The sequence below is a fragment of the Colwellia sp. SU-HH01217 genome, assembly GCF_057543495.1.
Genome location: NZ_BAAJLX010000006.1, coordinates 45,653 through 64,011, shown reverse-complemented (window position 1 = coordinate 64,011; position 18,359 = coordinate 45,653). Strand labels below are relative to the sequence as shown.

Annotated in this window: 13 protein-coding genes and 1 other RNA gene; 4 read left to right on the top strand and 10 right to left on the bottom strand. The window is 38.1% G+C overall.

Going from position 1 to position 18,359, the window contains the following annotated elements; translation table 11 throughout:
- Positions 1-124 precede the first annotated feature (124 nt).
- The 3 genes from gcvP to gcvT form a co-directional block, all read right to left on the bottom strand.
- The gene (gene gcvP / locus AC27G3_RS09480) at positions 125-3,010 is read right to left on the bottom strand and encodes an aminomethyl-transferring glycine dehydrogenase (protein WP_487120980.1); all 2,886 of its coding nucleotides are present in this window, start codon (positions 3,008-3,010) and stop codon (positions 125-127) included.
- Between the two features lie 205 nt (positions 3,011-3,215).
- Positions 3,216-3,605, bottom strand: a complete 390-nt coding sequence (gene gcvH / locus AC27G3_RS09475; protein ID WP_487120979.1) for a glycine cleavage system protein GcvH — start codon at positions 3,603-3,605, stop codon at positions 3,216-3,218.
- 233 nt (positions 3,606-3,838) lie between these two features.
- A complete protein-coding gene (gcvT, locus tag AC27G3_RS09470; protein WP_487120977.1) occupies positions 3,839-4,927 on the bottom strand; it encodes a glycine cleavage system aminomethyltransferase GcvT in 1,089 nt (362 codons plus the stop codon).
- Positions 4,928-5,456: 529 nt separating this feature from the next.
- Between gcvT and AC27G3_RS09465 the strand changes: the two genes are divergently transcribed.
- Together AC27G3_RS09465 and AC27G3_RS09460 are read left to right on the top strand one after the other, a co-directional pair.
- Positions 5,457-5,894 (top strand): hypothetical protein, encoded by a 438-nt coding sequence (locus tag AC27G3_RS09465; protein WP_487120976.1) that lies wholly within the window; start codon positions 5,457-5,459, stop codon positions 5,892-5,894.
- A 65-nt stretch (positions 5,895-5,959) separates the two neighbouring features.
- Positions 5,960-6,268 (top strand): hypothetical protein, encoded by a 309-nt coding sequence (locus AC27G3_RS09460; protein ID WP_487120974.1) that lies wholly within the window; start codon positions 5,960-5,962, stop codon positions 6,266-6,268.
- 26 nt (positions 6,269-6,294) lie between these two features.
- Here the strand turns inward: AC27G3_RS09460 and AC27G3_RS09455 are convergent, their stop codons facing one another.
- Genes AC27G3_RS09455 through AC27G3_RS09440 form a run of 4 tightly spaced genes read right to left on the bottom strand, consistent with a single transcriptional unit; the run spans position 6,295 to position 10,817 of the window.
- Positions 6,295-7,551: an FAD-dependent monooxygenase gene (locus AC27G3_RS09455; RefSeq protein ID WP_487120972.1), complete on the bottom strand. Its 1,257-nt coding sequence runs from the start codon at positions 7,549-7,551 to the stop codon at positions 6,295-6,297.
- Positions 7,552-7,596: 45 nt separating this feature from the next.
- Positions 7,597-8,826: a 2-octaprenyl-6-methoxyphenyl hydroxylase gene (gene ubiH / locus AC27G3_RS09450; protein WP_487120970.1), complete on the bottom strand. Its 1,230-nt coding sequence runs from the start codon at positions 8,824-8,826 to the stop codon at positions 7,597-7,599.
- 57 nt (positions 8,827-8,883) lie between these two features.
- Entirely contained in the window at positions 8,884-10,236 is a 1,353-nt protein-coding gene (gene pepP / locus AC27G3_RS09445; protein WP_487120968.1) for a Xaa-Pro aminopeptidase, read from the bottom strand.
- Positions 10,236-10,817, bottom strand: a complete 582-nt coding sequence (locus AC27G3_RS09440; protein WP_487120966.1) for a UPF0149 family protein — start codon at positions 10,815-10,817, stop codon at positions 10,236-10,238. Before AC27G3_RS09440 ends, pepP begins: the two co-directional genes overlap by 1 nt.
- A gap of 226 nt (positions 10,818-11,043) precedes the next feature.
- Between AC27G3_RS09440 and AC27G3_RS09435 the strand changes: the two genes are divergently transcribed.
- Positions 11,044-11,352 carry a cell division protein ZapA gene (locus AC27G3_RS09435; RefSeq protein ID WP_487120965.1) on the top strand — a complete coding sequence of 103 codons (309 nt, stop codon included), beginning with the start codon at positions 11,044-11,046 and terminating at the stop codon, positions 11,350-11,352.
- A 113-nt stretch (positions 11,353-11,465) separates the two neighbouring features.
- Positions 11,466-11,647: non-coding RNA, 6S RNA (gene ssrS / locus AC27G3_RS09430), on the top strand.
- Positions 11,648-11,806: 159 nt separating this feature from the next.
- On the opposite strand, the gene AC27G3_RS09425 is transcribed toward ssrS, so the two are convergent.
- The 3 genes from AC27G3_RS09425 to AC27G3_RS09415 all read right to left on the bottom strand — a co-directional run bounded on the left by AC27G3_RS09425 (position 11,807) and on the right by AC27G3_RS09415 (position 18,250).
- Positions 11,807-13,492, bottom strand: a complete 1,686-nt coding sequence (locus tag AC27G3_RS09425; protein ID WP_487120964.1) for a methyl-accepting chemotaxis protein — start codon at positions 13,490-13,492, stop codon at positions 11,807-11,809.
- 222 nt (positions 13,493-13,714) lie between these two features.
- Positions 13,715-14,242, bottom strand: a complete 528-nt coding sequence (locus AC27G3_RS09420) for a PEP-CTERM sorting domain-containing protein (RefSeq protein ID WP_487120962.1) — start codon at positions 14,240-14,242, stop codon at positions 13,715-13,717.
- 81 nt (positions 14,243-14,323) lie between these two features.
- Positions 14,324-18,250 carry an ExeM/NucH family extracellular endonuclease gene (locus AC27G3_RS09415; RefSeq protein ID WP_487120960.1) on the bottom strand — a complete coding sequence of 1,309 codons (3,927 nt, stop codon included), beginning with the start codon at positions 18,248-18,250 and terminating at the stop codon, positions 14,324-14,326.
- Positions 18,251-18,359 lie beyond the last annotated feature (109 nt).

Genomic DNA, 18,359 nt, shown 5'->3' with positions numbered 1-18,359 from the left:
TTAAAGAGTTTATTTTTACGATATACAATAGAAGGTTTTCTGAAAGCAAAAAAATAGACAAACCGAAGTTTGTCTATTTTTTAATACATTGTCTGAATTTTAAATATTCAGGTACACTAGTTAACTAGTCCACATAACTATCAATTGGAGGACATGAACATATCAAATTACGGTCCCCATAAACATCATCTATACGATTAACCGTTGGCCAGAACTTGTTCGCTGCCGCTGCTGGTACAGGGAAAACAGCTTCTGCAACTGTGTAACCACGTTCCCATGTGTCAGTAATATCGGCTAAAGTATGAGGCGCATTTTGTAGCGGGTTATTGTTTAATTCCCACTCGCCTGACTCTACTTTACGTACTTCATCACGGATACAAGTCATTGCTTCAATAAAGCGATCTAGCTCAACTTTAGACTCCGACTCTGTTGGTTCAATCATGAAGGTGCCTGCTACTGGGAACGACATAGTAGGCGCATGGAAACCGTAATCAATTAAGCGTTTAGCAATATCTACTTCGGTAATTCCTGAAGTTGCTTTAAGAGGACGTAAATCAATAATACACTCGTGAGCAACACGGTTGTTTTTACCTGTGTATAACAGCGGGTAATGTTGGCTTAATTTAGTTGCCATGTAGTTAGCATTAGTGATGGCATATTTACTTGCATCAGTAACACCTTTTTTACCTAATAAGGCAACGTAAAGGTAAGAGATACATAGTATTCCTGCACTACCGTATGGTGCTGCTGAAACTGCGCCATTGCCTGTAGTTTTTTCATCTACATTAATTAACGCATGATCAGGTAAAAATGGTGCTAAATGCGCTTTAACGCCAATAGGACCCATACCTGGACCGCCGCCGCCATGTGGAATAGCGAATGTTTTATGCAAGTTAAGATGAGAAACATCAGCGCCGATAAAACCTGGTGATGTTAAACCTACTTGTGCGTTCATGTTTGCGCCATCAAGGTAAACTTGACCGCCATTTTTGTGAATAATATTACAAATTTCAGCAATCGTTGTTTCGTATACACCATGTGTCGATGGGTATGTGATCATGATACAAGCAAGGTTGTCTGCTAACTCTTCAGCTTTCGCTGTTAAGTCGGCCATGTCAACGTTACCTTCTTTATCACAATCTACTACCACAACTTTAAAGCCAACCATATTGGCTGTTGCAGGGTTAGTACCGTGCGCAGACGCTGGAATTAAACAAATGTTACGGTGCGAATCACCACGACTTTCATGATATTTATGAATAGAAATTAAACCTGCGTATTCACCTTGTGCGCCAGAGTTAGGCTGCATTGACATTTTGTCGTAGCCTGTTAACTCTACTAACCAGTCGGCTAGTTCGTCGATCATCTTTTTGTATCCTTGCGCTTGGTCAACTGGTGCAAAAGGATGCATATTGGCAAATTCAGGCCATGATACTGGGATCATTTGTGCGGTTGCATTTAACTTCATGGTACAAGAGCCAAGTGAAATCATTGAATGGTTCAATGCTAAATCTTTGTTCTCAAGCTTTTTGATATAACGAAGCATTTCTGTTTCGCTGTGATACAAGTTAAATACAGGGTGAGTTAATATTTCAGACTCGCGCACTAATGCCGCAGGAATTGAAGAATGACCACAAGCTACGATTTTATCATCGAGTGCTGCAACATCTAAACCGTGATCTGCGCCAAGTAAAATATCAAATAAACCCGCTATGTTTTCACGCGTTGTCGTTTCATCAATTGAAATGCTAATTTGACCATCAACATCTGTACGGAAGTTAACGCCTGCTGCTAAGGCACGAGTAACAATTTCATCTTTATTTGATACATTAAACGTTAAAGTATCAAAGTAATTCTCATGAATTGCTGTTAACCCTTTTGTTGCCGTACCTAAGCATAAGATATCAGTTAAACGGTGAATGCGATCAGCAATAATTTTTAAGCCTTTAGGGCCATGATAAACCGCGTAAAACGCAGCCATGTTGGCTAATAATACTTGTGCAGTACAAATGTTCGAGTTGGCTTTTTCACGACGAATATGTTGCTCACGTGTTTGCATAGCCATACGTAGTGCGTTGTTACCACGTGTGTCTTTTGACACTCCGATAATACGACCCGGTAATGAACGTTTGTACTTTTCTGATGTAGTAAAAAATGCAGCGTGTGGACCGCCGTAACCCATAGGTACACCAAAACGCTGTGTTGAACCAATAACGGCATCAGCGCCAAGTTCACCTGGAGACTTTAATAAGACTAAACTCATGATATCGGCAGCTACTGCAACAATGCCTTTTTTATCATGGATTTTTGCTATTAGTTCACTAATATCAGTCACTTCACCTGTGGCGCTTGGGTATTGAATAAGGGCGCCGAAAATATCATGATCTGCTGCTTCATTTGCTGGAGCAATGATAAGGTCAAAACCAAACATTTCTGCACGTTGTTTAACAACGTCGATAGTTTGTGGGTAAACATCGTCTGAGATAAAGAAAAGGTTAGACTTTTTGTTTTTAGACACACGTTTGGCTAATGCCATAGCCTCTGCTGCTGCAGTTGCTTCATCCAATAATGAGGCTGAAGCAAGCTCTAAACCGGTCAAATCTATACACATTTGTTGGAAGTTTAATAAAGACTCTAAACGCCCTTGTGCAATTTCTGGCTGATAAGGAGTGTACGCGGTGTACCAACCTGGGTTTTCTAATACATTTCGTAAAATTACGTTTGGCGTTAATGTGCCGTAATAACCTAAACCAATGTAGGTGTCGTTTACTTTATTTAAACTAGCAACGGCTTTTAAATCGCTCAATGCTTTAACTTCTGTTTTGCTTTCTTCAATAGCAGGTAATTGTGATAAACGAATATCTGCAGGAACAATTTCGCTGATCAAGTCATCAACAGTCTCAGCACCAATGTCGTTTAACATCGCTTGAGTTTGTTCAGCATTAGGACCAATATGGCGACGGATAAAATCTTGAGTTTGTTCAAGTTCTGCTAGCGTTTGAGTAGTCATAAAACAGCTTCTCTTAAAAATGTAAAAATAAAATAAAAGAAAGCCTCTTTTTCTTATAAGAAGAAAGAGGCTTCAATAACTATTTTCGTAAACAGTCTGTTTTTAGGCAAGGCGCTGAAATTGAGAGTCTAATGAGCTTAATTTACTCAGTGATTTAGACAAACAACACAAACAACGCCGAATAAAGACAGAGTGTGACCGAAAATTAGTCTTCGTCGATAGAGTTTTTGTAACCTTCAGCATCTAATAAGCTTTCAACTTCGCTTGCATCATCCAATTTAATTTTGAATAACCAACCGTCACCAAATGCGTCTGAGTTTACTAATTCTGGAGCATCTTCAAGTTCTTCGTTCACTTCAACAATTTCACCAGAAACTGGAGCATAAATATCTGAAGCAGCTTTTACTGACTCACATACGGCAACATCGTCACCTGTTGAAACGTTATCGCCAACTTCAGGTAATTCAACAAATACCATGTCACCTAATAGATCTTGTGCATGTTCAGTAATACCAACAGTAACGGTACCGTCACCTTCGTTGCGAACCCATTCGTGTGAAGTTGCGTATCTTAATTCTGAAGGAATATTGCTCATTTTTATTGTTCCTGTGTTAATTGTATTTTTAACTTGCTAAAAAGTATATTGCTGTAGTTTACAGTTAGCTTTCACTAATCCATGCATACTATAGCCTAAATTTCGTTCTAATTTGACCCAGTAAATAACTTTATTACCCAGCCAACGTAATTTTTTGTTATGTTTAAAAACCACCTTGGTTGATGAATAATTACATTCATCGTTAATCGAGCAGTTTAATACATAATTTGTACTTAAAAAACTTTTTTACCATTGCGAACAAAGCTCGCTTTAGTCACAACTACCTTGACTAATTTTTTACGCATTTCAACTTCTACAGTGTCGCCAACTTTAACGCTGCGTGGTACACGTGCTAAAGCAACACTATGACCTAGTGTAGGAGAGAAAGTCCCTGAAGTTACTTCACCTTCGCCAAATTCAGTCACTACTTTTTGATGTGAACGTAAAACGCCTTTCTCTTCGAGTACTAAACCCACTAATTTTGGTTGATCACCTGCTGCTTTTTGTGCAGTTAGCACGTCACGACCAATAAAGTCTCTGTCTTCAGGTTCCCATGAAATTGTCCACGCCATGTTAGCTGCTAAAGGTGAGATAGACTCGTCCATATCTAAACCATAAAGGTTCATGCCTGCTTCTAAACGTAAGGTATCGCGTGCACCTAAACCACAAGGCTTAACACCTGCATCGAGTAAGTCTTGCCATAACTTAGCGGCAACACTGTCTGGAACAATAATTTCGTAACCGTCTTCACCTGTGTAACCTGTAGTGGCAATAAAAACATCGCCCACTTGTACACCAAAAAATGGTTTCATGCCTTCAACAGACGCTTTCTGCTCATCTGTTAATAGCGTGGCTACTTTTGCTTTAGCTTGAGGGCCTTGCACAGCAAGCATACCAAACTCAGGACGTTCAGTAATAGATACATCAAAGCCTTCAGCTTGCTTTGTCATCCATGCTAGATCTTTTTCACGTGTAGCAGAGTTAACGACTAAACGGTAATCAGTATCAGTAAAGAAATAAATAATTAGATCATCTATAACACCACCCGCTTCATTTAACATACCAGTGTAAAGTGCTTTACCTGCAACAGTAAGTTTTGCTACGTCGTTAATCACTAAACGACGTAAAAATGCTTTAGCATCGCTACCTTGAATGTCGACAATGGTCATGTGAGAAACGTCAAACATACCCGCATCGGTACGAACAGCATTATGCTCTTCTATTTGAGAACCATAGTTAATTGGCATTTCCCAGCCGTGAAAATCAACCATTTTGGCGCCAGCATCAATGTGCTTGGCATGTAATACTGTTTTATTGCTCATACTGTTTCACCTGTTAATCATCTACCTTATTAAGGGTTAACTTAATAAAAAGTAGAATATAGAGTGGAGATTTACAAAATAATGCGGCGATTATAAACCTGTAAACTCGTTGATTCAACAAATAAAGAGGTGTTTTTCAAATTTAAAACTGACTAATAAATTTAAACGGAATATTATTTCCAAAAAGCGTGTTAAAAAAAATTAAATTCCATTAAGATTAAATAGAGTACATATTAATTGTGATTAATTTTTTGCCATAAAATAAGTTTTTTAATCTGTTTCTTTTAAATATTAAAATCGAAGATAAGAGCTACCTCTTAGCCTCTACTTTAATAGCAAAGTGTCGTTAACTCATTGGTAGTAAAACATTGTTACACACATATAACTCTAGACAGAACACTCAAAGAAAACATGAAACACTTGATATGCATAGCGTTTACAGGTAGTTTCACATACAAAAATATTAAACGGTTAATGCGTAACAAAAAGTATTACTGTTTAATTTCTTATTACACTTTCGGAGTTTGTCATGAAAAAAATATTATTAGCTTTAGTTTTAACGTCTACCTCCATGGTCTCGATAGCACGAGATGATATTGCTGATTATTCGGTTGCAGAAGCAATGTCGATTAAAAAAATATCATCGGCAATAGGCAATAATGTCAGTTTTTATTTTGACGGCCAAGAGCACGCCAAAGCAGAAGAAACATTTGGGGAGTTTCAAAGCAATAAAAAAACCAACGCTTTTATGAAAAGTGATAAAGAAGCTTGTCAATGGGCATTTGCCTCAGCAATGAAGTCTTTAAGAGAGCGTGCTGTTAAAGAAGGTGGGAATGCAGTTATTAATATTCGATCTAACTACAAAGGCAATATGACCTCAAGTAGCACCACATTTAAATGCGGTGCAGGAGCAGTTATGGCAGGAGTAACACTAGTTGGTGATGTTGTCAGGCTACCAAAAAGCTAATCAACTGCGTTGATTAATTAACTAGGTCAGGCCCCTACCAAAATAGGTGAAGATCATAAAATACCATGAAACAACTTTCACTAATTAAGCTTGCCATTCGTGTAGGCTTTATCGCAACGATTATTGGTTTAATTGTTTTTACCTTGAGTTGGAATACATGGGCAATATGGGGAGCACCTTTACCGGGTTATCAAATTTTCTTATTTCCTGGGAACCTGTTGCTTGTTCATCTTTGGCATCCATTACTCACTGAAGAGATAGATTTTTGGCCTAAACTTTGTTTATTATTAATGGGACAATTTATTGTGGTGACTCTCTTCACCACTTTATTGGTAACTGTAATTAAAGTAGTAAGTCATCTTCGTAACAAGTAAACGAGGTTATCAAAAAAAGAGAATAATTAGTCACGTTTTATCGCGAGAGCAGGTAAATGATTTTTTTTACCAAATGCTTGTTGAATAAGTAATTTTTTAGCGGGAGTAACGTTATTAATTATCGACATACCGATACCACGCAGTAGCTTAGGCGCCTCAAAACTTGGGCTAAATGCTTGTTTAATTGCTTCCATAGCAACAATCATTTCAGTTGCTTCGCTTTTACGCCATCTTGCGAATGCTTTAAGTGATTTCTCTTTATTATTTAAAGCACTAACATAATCGTCACCACCTTTATTAACTTTGCTCGTTAAAGTTTGCGCAAGTGCTGCTGCATCTAACAGTCCTAAATTAACACCTTGCCCAGCTAATGGATGAATGGTATGTGCTGCATCTCCTATTAAGACAACTTTATCTTTTACAAAATCATGAGCAAGTCGCATCATTAGCGGATAGGTAAAACGTTGACTAACTAAAGATACATTACCAAGTTTTCCATCGGCTGCAGCCGTTAACTCTTTAGCAAAATCATTGTCATTTAGCGCAGCTAATCGTTGTGCTTCATCAGGGGAGGTAGACCAAACAATTGAACATAAACTGTCGTCAAATAAAGGTAAAAAAGCCAAAGGGCCTGAAGGAAGAAATACTTGCCATGCGGTATTTTTATGTCCCCTTTCACACTTTACTGTTGCAACTAATGCATGATGGTCATAATCACGGAAAGTAAGCGGCATATTCATTTGTTTTCGCACCCATGAATTAGCACCATCTGCACCTACTACCAATTTAGCCGTAATCGGCATACCCGAATTAAAGCTTGCAAACACTTCTGAATCACCAATCCCAACATTATTTATTGCATGTTCTGTAAAGAAAGTAATACCGCTATCGGCTTGTGCTTTTTGCCAAAGCGCATGACGAATGACGTTATTTTCAATTATATGACCAAGGTGCCCTTCATTAGTATCGGTTTGATGACTTTGACGACCCAGATCAGAGCAATCGAAATCGAGTTTGCCGTAGCCATCTTTATCCCACACATGCATGTGTTGGTATGGCTGCAAACGCTGTGCTTGAATGAGTGGCCAAACCCCTAAATTAATAAAAATTTGTTCACTGGCTCCATTAATTGCGCTAACTCTTGCTTCAGGCTGCTCACTAAGTGGCATCAGTTCGCTTTGATCGGCAATAGCAACGTTTAATTGCCCTTGTTCGCGAAGCGCAAGAGCTAAAGTAAGTCCTACCATGCCCGCACCTACAATTAATACATCAAACTTTTGCATTGCATTCCTTTATTATTGTGATTCATTAACGTTTAACCGAATTCGTTAATAACCCATTGTTTTATTCACTAAGGCATTCTTTAGTGGTGTTAAATAGTTAACTACTTTCAAACCAACATTTCGACCAATAACAAGTGGCGGTAGTTGATTAGAAAATAATGTCACTAATGAGTCAGTTAAATTGATCACTTGTTTTTGATCTTTACTTCTGTTTTGTTGATATTGATTTAATAATGAGAAGTTACCGATATCCTGTGATTTTATCAACGCACTTTCAATTAAACCGGCTAATTGCTGCACATCTCTCACTCCTAAATTAAACCCTTGTCCTGCAATAGGATGAATTGTATGTGATGCATTACCAACCAGAGCCATTCGATGATAAATATGCGTATTCGCTTCTACTAAATTCAACGGGTAAACAGCACGCCTCCCCACTTGAGTAATCGCACCTAACCAGCTACCAAATGCTTGCTCTAGGGCAAGTTTAAAATCGGCATCGTTTAATGCTTGCATTTTTTCAGCAAGTTCAGGCGTAAGTGTCCACACTAAAGAGCAGCGATTATTCGACAGAGGCAACATAGCAATAGGGCCGTTTTCGGTAAATCGCTCATAAGCAACATTTTGGTGTTTATTAAGAGTAGCTACATTAGTGATTAGTGCACTTTGCCCGTAAGCCATCGTACGACTTTCTATATTGGCAAAGCTTCTACAAGGAGAATTAACGCCGTCGCAACCTAATAATAATGAGGTAACTACTGTCTCACCCGAGTTTAGCGCTAGGGTGGCTTGAGTTTGTTGCCATTGAATGTTTTCTATACTGTCGGGGGTAAACCAAGTAATGTTATTTTGTTGTGAAAGCTTTGAATGAAGTGCTTGCCCAATTAACGACATTTCAACGACATAACCTAGCGCTTCTACTTTGTGATTTTTAGCATCGAGCCTAGCTTTTCCATAATGTCCTCGATCTGAAATATGTATTTTTTCTATCGGCTGAGCATCTTTTTGCAACAATGACCAAACATTAAGCTGTTTTAAATAATTAGCTGTGCCATGAGATAAAGCGAGCACTCTATCATCAAAGCTCTTTGATTGACCTTGACTAATTTCATTTGCTTCAACAATAGCAATAGAGAGTTTTTCACCTTTAGCGTTACGTAAATGGCAAAGACTCAGTGCCATTAAACACCCCGATAAACCGCCGCCTGATATCACAATATCAAAGGTATTAGCTTGCTCGATGTTATTATCGGGTTTACTGTGCTCAATTGTCATGTGTATTTCTTATTGATTACCAATTGCATAGTTGGCTATAAAGTGTGACTTAAATCGTTAATTGCTCGCCATTAAGGCTTCAATATCAGCAACTGACTTTACTGCATTTACCGTTAAGTTTTCATGACCTTGATCAGTCACAGCAATATTATCTTCAATACGTACACCAATACCGCGCCATTTTTCATCAATACTGGTGTCAGTTAACGGAAAGTATAACCCTGGCTCAATGGTCATCACCATGCCGGTTTCAAAAGATCGTAATTGTTCGCGATTACTGTTCACTTGATAATCGCCAACATCATGCACATCAAGTCCTAACCAGTGCCCTAATCCATGAATAAAATACTTTTTACAAGCCCTTTCTTCAAGCAGGCGTGTTATATCTCCGGTAAGAATACCTAACTTATGTAATTCTTTTGTCAGAAAGTGACAAGTAAGGTCATTTAATTGCGCAAAATTAGCCTGCGGTTTTATCGCATTTATCGCTATATTTTGAGCCTCTAATACCAGCTGATAAATAATTTTTTGAGCATCGCTAAATTTACCATTTACAGGAAATGTACGCGTAATGTCGGCAGCATAGCCCGCAAGTTCACCACCTGCATCAATTAACACTAACTCGCCATTATTAAGTGCCTGATTATTATCGGTGTAATGTAATATATTAGCATTATCACCACTTGCCACTATAGTGCCGTAAGCAGGGTATCTTGCGCCATTGCTTGCAAATTCGTGTAAAATATCTGCTTCTAGTTGGTACTCAAATTTACCGCTAGTTGACGCTTTCATTGCTCGTTGATGTGCATGACCGCTTATAAGGTTAGCTTTACGCATAATTTCAAGCTCATTACTGCTTTTAATTAAGCGCATGTCATGTATCACCGAAGTGCAATCAACCAAATTTGTCGGTGCTTTGTTACCTTGTCTGCTGCCAGATTTAGTTATCGCTAACCATGAAAAAATGCGTTTATCAAACGCTGGTACATCACTATGACAAAACAATAACTTAGATTTATGATTAAGGTATTGTGGAATAAGTTCGTTTAGTTCACTAAGTGCAAAACATTGATCAAAACCATAATCAACGACCGCATTTTCAGGCCCTATACGTCGACCATGCCAGACTTCTTGTAAGGAATTTTTTTCGCGGCAAAATAGAATACTTTCAGCGCGACTATGCTGCTCGTCTTTTGTTGCTGGGTTAATTAACACCAGTACCGCATCAGGTTCATTAAAACCGGTAAGGTAGTAAAAATTTTTATTTTGGCAAAAAGGAAACTCAGTATCGTTGCTGCGTGTAACCTCGGTCGCGGCACTAAATAATGCGATACTATTTGGGGACATCGCATTAATAAAGCGCTCGCGCCTTTTTGTAAACTCGTCAACTGACAATAGCGTATGCTTCATTAGTGTAATGTTTCTTGTGATGGTTTAGTTTCTGGTGGTACACCTAGTTCAGTAAAACACAACAAGGATGAGATACGGACATATTCTGCAATTTCAAAATAGGCTTGCTCATTGTCTTCATCCTCATCCATGTCGTCTGATAAATTGGCGATTTCAGCAAAGTCGCTTAGGACTTCTTTAACATCTTCAGAGACAATTGCCGTGTCTTTTTGATGTAAACCAAAACCTAAATTAAAGCCTTGAACCCAAACACTGAGTGCATGCCCACGCTCTACGATAGAATCGTCATCATCAGGTAGCATTAATTGAAAGCTAAAAGAGTCGTCTAAAATATTGGCCCAAATATCGCTAAAAACCAATTTAACAATACTTTTAACTTTAGTAGGCAGTGTTTCACCGTTATTAAAAAGATCGGTAATCATCGCTATATAATCATGAGACTCGTATGGAAATCCGGCACAAATAAGCCCTGTTAAAACACCATGCAACTCTGAAGCGTGTACTGGTACGCTTTCAGTAGTAATAATGGCTTGAACAGAGGCGAAATCTAAGAGGTGTTCTTCAAGTGCTTTATCAGACATAAATTGATTCAAAAGTAAGACAAATATTGCTCGCTATCGTAACACTCACCTTAGTTTCATACTAGAGTGTGCGAAATAAAAACCTTGAAAAAACGAAGGATTTGAACATAGTTCCCTACGAAGGCTTGCATAGTAAAACTCGCACCGTTATAGTGTCTTTTCGCCGCTATTTTGCGGTAATTCATCAAATTATTACATCATTTAGTGTATTAGGAAGTAAAAGCACATGAGTCTGCAACATTTGGAAATTACTATTGCTGACAGAACGTTAAAAATTGCTTGTCCTGCTGGGCAAGAAAGTGCGTTACTTGCTGCCGCAGAAGAATTAAATGCTCGTATTCTAAAAGCAAACACGAGTACGATGATCACTAAACCCGAGCAGTCACTATTAATGACGGCATTAAATTTAAGTAACGATTTACTGACAACGCAAGAGCAATTAATGCGAGAACGTAAAGCCTACCAAAGTAAAATTAACTTGCTTAAATCGACTATTGAACGAGCCATGCTAGAAAACAAAGAAAAGCAAGCTTAACTCCCCTTCATTGTTTGATCATTTTTTAATTAAAAAGCTTAAATAAACAACGGTTAACCTTTGATTACAATAAAACACTTACATTCTCTGGCTAAGGTTAGCTATACTATAAATGTCTTCTGGGGTGTTTGTATGTTTTCTATGTCCCTGAGCCGATAAGTTTTATTTCAGGAAATCAACTACTGGCTATTGTGCAAGCTCGGCGCGTATCGAGAAGCCTACGGACAGAACGCGATTTCCGCCCTGAGCACACGGTGTTCAGGACTAAAGTTGACTGCGGCACCTTGGAAGCGTTCTATATTTTTCTAGTACAATCTCTAAGACAAGCGATTTCCGCGCATCACTATGAACCCACACGCTGTTCAGGACTAAAGTTGACTGCGGCACCTTGGAAGCGTTTTGTGTTTACTTACAATTAATCAACAGCTTGCGAAGTCAACAATTGTTAATCAATTTACACTTTAAATTGACTAATAATATGCTCTAGTTCAACCGTTTTACTATTAACTTTTTCAGCCGCTTTGGCATTATTTAACGCAATAACATTTAACTCTGAGGTTTGCTCTGAAATTTCCACCACTCTTTCACTAATTTCTGAACCAACAACACTTTGCTCTTCTGCTGCTGCCGCAATTTGAGTATTCACATCACTCATCGTGGTAATTAAATGTGCAATTTCAGTTAATGAGATAGAGGTATCTTTAATACTTGTTTCTACAATTTCACTGCGTTTTATATTTTCTGTCATTAATTGAACAGCCGATCGTGAACCACTTTGCAGCTTGTTGATCATCGCTTGAATTTCTTCCGTACTACCTTGTGTTTTACTCGCTAAATTACGCACTTCGTCAGCAACTACGGCGAACCCTCGACCTTGCTCTCCCGCTCGAGCAGCTTCAATAGCAGCATTTAAGGCAAGTAAATTGGTTTGTTCAGCTATGCTCTCAATAACCTGCAATACTGCACTAATGTTTTCAACATCTTCACCGACTTGAATAACCACACCACTTGCTGACTCTAGTTCGGTATTTAATAATGCCATTTCTTTACAGCTTTCTTCTACTTTAACTAACGCATCTTTACCATTATCGTTTGCTTGGTTTGCTGCCTGTGCTGCATCACCCGCATTATCAGAAACCTGTTGGGCGGTTTGCGACATTTCAGTTGTAGCCGTCGCAACTTGGCTTACTTCATTGTGCTGTTTGGCAACAACGCCTTCAATTTTATCTACCTCTTGGGTAAGTATTATACCTTCATCTTTCACACTTAATGAGACATCTTTAACGTTTAAAATTAAACCATGCAATGATTCTAAAAATGCATTTAAACTTGAAGATAAATGCCCCAACTCGTATTTATCTCTTACCGGTAAACGTTGAGTAAGATCGCCATTTCCTTTTGAAAGTTTTTCAATAGATTCTGTCACTTCGATTAACGGCGTTAATATTGATTTTACTAACACAACGCTAATAAACAGCAATCCAACGAAAATAAGTGCGGTTACAATAACCACAGACCAAAGTAATGATTGACCCGACTCAGTCGTTTGCTTTTCAAATACCGCAACTTGCTCTTCTATGCGATCGATGTATACGCCTGTCCCGATCATTAAATCCCATTTATCTAAATATATTGAGTAAGACAACTTGGGTAGTGCTTTTTCTCCACCTAGCCTGGGAAAGTGGTAAGCAACAAATTCATCGCCTTTACCTAAACCGTTAATTTTTCCTTTTTTAACTAAATCGTTTATTAGAAAGACACCATTTACGTCTTTAAATTGTTGATAACTTTTGCCTATGCTGGCATCAGACGATCCACTAAATACTCGCACAGAATTACCATCATAACCAAAAAGATAACCATCTTCGCCAAACTCCATCCGTTTAAGTAAATCAACAGCTTCTTCTGCATTTCCGTTTGATTCATAAATCGGTTTTATTGTGCCATAAGCAATTTCAACAATAGTTTTCAACTCTCGTTTACGCGTCTCTAACAACATATTTTCTGCCGTGGTGACTTCCTTTTCTACCAACGCACTGACTTTAATTTGTATCAGCGCAACCATCGCAAGAGTTAATAAAATCAGAGGCAGAAAAGACACCAAAAATAATCGGTTTTTAACTGAAATAGAATTGAACATAGTGAGCCTTTATCTCAAGGTGCATCCGTGATGGATACAGTAACTTCTTAATATTAGTAGGCAAATATTACTTTTTCAAGATTAGGGTTAGTTGATATAAAACGATGATAATTGTTACTGTAAATTACGATAAGTTAGGCTTATCACTACAATGATAAGGGCATAAAAAATAGGTAGCATCTTACTACTACCTATTAGGGCGTGTTTTAATTATCTCGTTAGTTAAACTGTACGATTGACTCTAGCTACTAACAATAATGCGCTAAAAAACAATAACCAAGTACTAGGCTCAGGGATTGATGCAGTAACAAGTGCTGTCGTTTGAGCTGAGCTATCAACAATTAAAGGAGCAAAGAAGTCAGAAAAACTCACATTGCTCAATGAAAAACTATCCTCTCCTTCTGCAGTTGCAGTTATCTCAAAGCTAGCTAATAAAAAATCAGCGGTCGAAAAAGCTGCAAAATCAAGAAACGAAATAGCTAAACCATTTGCATTTACGCTCGTTTCGAAAACTAAAGGTAAAACGGCTGTTACATCTGACGTTAGTGAACCTTCTTGATAGTTAAAAATATTGTTATTAAAGTTAAAATCTAAATCAAAGGCATCAAAGGCATTAAAATCGCTCGCCATTAAGTTAACTGTAATTGATTCTCCAACATTAACTTGGTTGTCGGATAACTCTATTGAAATCAAACCAGCGTTCGCATTAAAGCCAAATAGAAGGCTGATTATTAATATAAATTTGTTCATGTTAAATCCTATGTTTTTTAAAACTGATTAAAAATTTAAAATAGAGATCATGCAGCCTGCATGATCTCAAATCGTTATAAGCTAAGCGGCACAACGTGCTTTTGTACATATTGTCATCATAAAACGAACATCAAGAATATCGACAACACCATCGTTATTTAAATCAAAAGCGATATCAATAGGGAGTCGAGTTTGGACTGCCAGTGTCAACGCTCTTACATCATTGATATCAACATCGCCATCTAAATCCCAATCACCTTTAAGAGCTGATGCCATTAAATTAACTCTAATGACAACAGGATCATGATCAGAAGCGCGATAAGCATCGTTGTTATAAAGACTAATGACTTTCTCCTCGGTTTTATATTCTGTGTTGTAATCTAAAATAACTGGCTCATCAGAATTGATGTGCCATTGTGTTAAATCGATCACCTGTTCAGTTAAAGAGGTAGACGCTAGTGCATGATCTAACGTACCCGTTTCGCCTTGATAGCTATACGAGTAGGTAAAATCGCCATCAAATTTTGATGTTAAATTGGTATAACCTGCTCCTTTAATCGTAGTGATAGGATCTTCTTTGTTATAAGCATTTAAATCGCCGATGATTAAAATGTCTTCATCATCAATACCTGTAGGATATTGCGTTAACCAATCCACTGTCGCTTGGGCAGCTTGTACTCGACGCAAGTTATAACACCCTTGCCCATCTTGTTGATCTTCATTGTCAACACCACCACTTGCTGAACACCCTTTAGATCGAAAGTGATTAATGGCAACAGTGAGCTTTTCATCATTATCGATTAATGCAAACGACTGAGCCATTGGTGGACGGTTATGGTATTCAAATGGAAATTGAGTGAGGTATGCCGTCGTGCCAACTTCAGTTACTTTTTGATTATTGTAAATCATCGCGACTTTAATTTGATCACCGCCTAAAAGTTCTATACCCGAAACTTCATCAGCAGGAACATGAGGATTAACAAAGCTGTAATTAACTCCACTAGGCGCAACAGCATTTAAGCCGTCAACTAAATCTTGAATAGCGCTGTGTTCGCCAAAACCGTCATTTTCCATTTCTAGCAAGCCAATAATATCGGCATTCATAGAAGTAATAGCTGTAATAATTTTATCACGTTGACGTGCAAACTCTTCCGCGTTATTTGCACCTCTTGATGTTGGATAACCACCACCTAAACCATCGCCATTAAAGTAATTAAGTACATTAAAACTAGCAATAGTTAAATTACCTTCACTAGTCAAATCTGGAGTTGCTGTCCTACTGTTAATGAAGTTAAAAACAGGTGGTTCGCTAGGAATAATTCGGTACAAACTAAAGCTGAAATCGATCACACCATTTAAGCTAGTTACTGTATCGCCAGCTCTTAAAGTATTAAGCGCTGTTAATCCGCCTGTCGGATAAACAATGTTCTCAGGATTCTGACCATTAACGCCATCATCTAGCGTGATTTTATTTAACATATTTTGTGCGGTTAAATTAGTCACTTCACTAGAGCCAGGAGAGTAAAGGTTAGTAGGCACATATAAACGACCATTTGATAATGTTACCTCACCATATCGTCCTAAATTATAATTATCCGTTACGGTTAGCGCTTCATTAATACTGACATACATGCCTTCTAAAGACTCTTGCGCGTCTATTGAATTAAAAGGTAGCGTTAAATTAACCGCATCAAATGTCGTTGTCCCACATTGCAATAAATCCTCAGTTGCTTCTATTTGAGTTTTACCGTAATACTCAGAAACTAAACCTAACACACGGACAATATCACCTTGTTCAGGTAAAACAGTGTTAGCATTATTGAGAACAAATACTCCTTCAGACGTTCCAGAATCACCATCTTGATCCATCACTTCTTCTTGAATAAAAAAGCCTGTGGAGTTTGGTAATACAAAAGTTACAACCCCTTCAACAATGTGGTTCTCATTAAGTAATGGGGATATATCATCACTGCCTTGTACCTGATGAATAAATGTCGCGGGATCAGCACATACTCCAATATTTGCTACTGGATCAGTTACATCTCCTTCAACTTCATGACTGCCGATATAGTCGAAAGTATTTCTACTAAAACCTAGCCATTGTAATTCTGGTGTAAAGTCGTCATCGATAACGGTATCTCCACGCGTTATAGAGGCCTTCCTTATTAAAGTATTGTCTTTAGTGCTCGTTAAACCTGTGCCCCATTCAGATCCAGGGTCTTCCCCTACTCGACCAAATGAATCAATTACCTCACCGTCTTTATATAAAACATAAGCATCATCACCATTATGGCTAATATTACCTGATAATTGGTTAGCCACATTAAGAATTTCACTGGCTGCACCACTATTGGCAATAACAAAGGTACCTTTTGCAGGAATAATTCCCTCAATGGCAAATAAAGTAGGTTCTGTACTACCGTTAGTAAAACGACCTAATTGGTAGTTACTTGCGGTTAAATCAATATCACTGACACCGGGATTATACAACTCAATGGCTTTGTTATAGCTGCTGCCCTCAATATATTCAGAGATAAATATTTCTGGGTTGATAATAGTGTGCAACCCTAAATCTGCAATGTTATCTTTGCCAGATCCCGTCCATTGGTTGGCAGGATCAAAGGTATCATCTATGACAACATCACCTGAAATCACTGAACTGTTACGTTGTAAGCTATTATCTTTAGTCGAAAAGGTCCCCGTCCCCCAATAAGAGCCCGGGTCTTCGCCCACACGGCCGAATGAATCAATGACTTCATCACCTTTATACAGTACGTAAGCATCATCGCCATTATGACTGAGAGAGCCAGTTTCCATGTTCGCTAATGCCTTAATTGCATCAGAAGCACGTACATTAGCAATAACAAAGGTGCTTTGTGCACCTATTGAACCTTCAAGAGTAATATAAGTAGCTGTTGTGCCACCATTACTAAAGCGCCCTAACTTGTAGTTATCAGCAGATAAGTCAATCGAGTTAGCCGTAGGATTAAATAACTCTAAAGCTTTATTGTTGCTGCTACCTTCAATGTACTCTGAAATAAAAATATCAGTTGTATTGCTACCAGTATCTCCTCCAGTATCACCACCTCCTGTGTCGCCGCCACCAGTATCTCCTCCACCAGTATCACCTCCTCCTGTATCTCCATCGCCAGCACAACTCTGTGCTTGGTATAAAATATCAACCCATTCAGGATGATCTATAAACGGGTTGCGATTGCCTTGAAATTCATAAATTCTGTTATTACGTGTTTGCTCAATTGCATCAACAGGATCAGCATTATGCCATTCAATTAACCGGCATAATCGACCAAGTGCTGCTTCACCAGTAGATGTTAATCTGTCTACGACTTGTAAATCTGGTGTGCTATCAAAGCCTTCATAACGCGTGTCCATATAAAAAATCATACGGGCAACATCACCTTTAACTACATTTCTTGGTTCAAAAGAGTCATTGTCCACTCGATTTTGCGGAGATTCTGTTAACGCATTATCACTGTTGTCAAAATCTAAGTTTCCTCTTGATGAGTTAACTGAAATATCTGTCGGTCGTAAGTGATGAATATCGGTGTAAGCTTCAAGACTAGAACTTGGGAAACCGTGACTTTTTGCCCAAACATGTTCCCTGTTCCAATTATCAGGATTAGAACTTTGACTGCCACTACCATTCGACATTTTAGGAATTGAAATACCACGATACAGCAATAATACATTCGCGTTGTTATTAGGATCTTCATCAGTTTGTGTTAATGCAGTCCAAACTTCAGAATAGGTTAAATTTTTATGGTTTTGGCTAATCGCATTGCTAATAGCGGTTTTAATTTCACCTACTGTATAGTTATTATTTATCGCCGTTAGCGCATTTTCATAGTAATTCTCATCATTAAAGCTACTAGCATCAGCGATTTTATCTAACGGAGGGCAATTGAAACAGGCATTACTAACATCACTTGCTTGCGCAATAGATACGAGAAAGTAAGCGCAAAAAGCGGGATATTTAAGTCTCATCATTATTCCTTTATGGTTAACTAACATTAATTTTTATTATTACGACTCATTGTTACTTTTTTATTAAATAAAAGAGGTTTTATTTAAAATTCTCGCACATAAAATGCACAAA